This is a genomic window from Rhodococcus sp. R1101 (genome assembly GCF_000278445.1).
Taxonomy (GTDB): domain Bacteria; phylum Actinomycetota; class Actinomycetes; order Mycobacteriales; family Mycobacteriaceae; genus Rhodococcus; species Rhodococcus gordoniae.
In genome coordinates, this window is the sequence record NZ_AJVB01000938.1 from 1 (window position 1) to 481 (window position 481).

The following is a 481-nucleotide window of genomic DNA, read 5'->3' on the forward strand; positions in this document are numbered from 1 at the left end:
CCATGTCCAGTAGGTTGCAGAAGTTGGTGTAGGTGCCCATCCGTCGATTGACGGCGACCGGATCGGCCTCCACTGCAGCGATCGTCGGGTGTTCCGTCGTCGTCGGGAGCAGCAACCCGTCGAACCCGGTGAGCAGTTCAGCTGCGAACGCCTTGACGTGGGTGAGGGTGTCGAGGTTCTCGACGAGTTCGTACGCGGCGGGCTTCTTCGCGTCGGCGACGATCGCGGCGACGGTGGGATCGGCGCCCTCCGGCGCCGTCGACAGGAACTCGCCGACAGCGGCGTAGCGCTGGGCCACCACGGCACCGTCGTACAGCAGCAGCGCCGCGTCGAGCAGCGGAGAGATGTCCACCTCGACGATTTCGGCGCCGGCCTCGCGCGTCGTCGCCACCGTGCGGGCGAAGGCGTCGCGGTAATCGTCGCACAGAGCCTCGAGATCCTCGGCGCGCGGCACCGCGACACGCAGAGCGTTCGATGCGGC

The 481-nt window shown here is 68.4% G+C and carries 1 pseudogene; it reads right to left on the minus strand.

Features of this window, described 5'->3' with window-relative positions:
• Window positions 1–481 (minus strand): annotated as a pseudogene (locus tag R1101_RS29040) (amidase family protein); the annotation flags it as partial.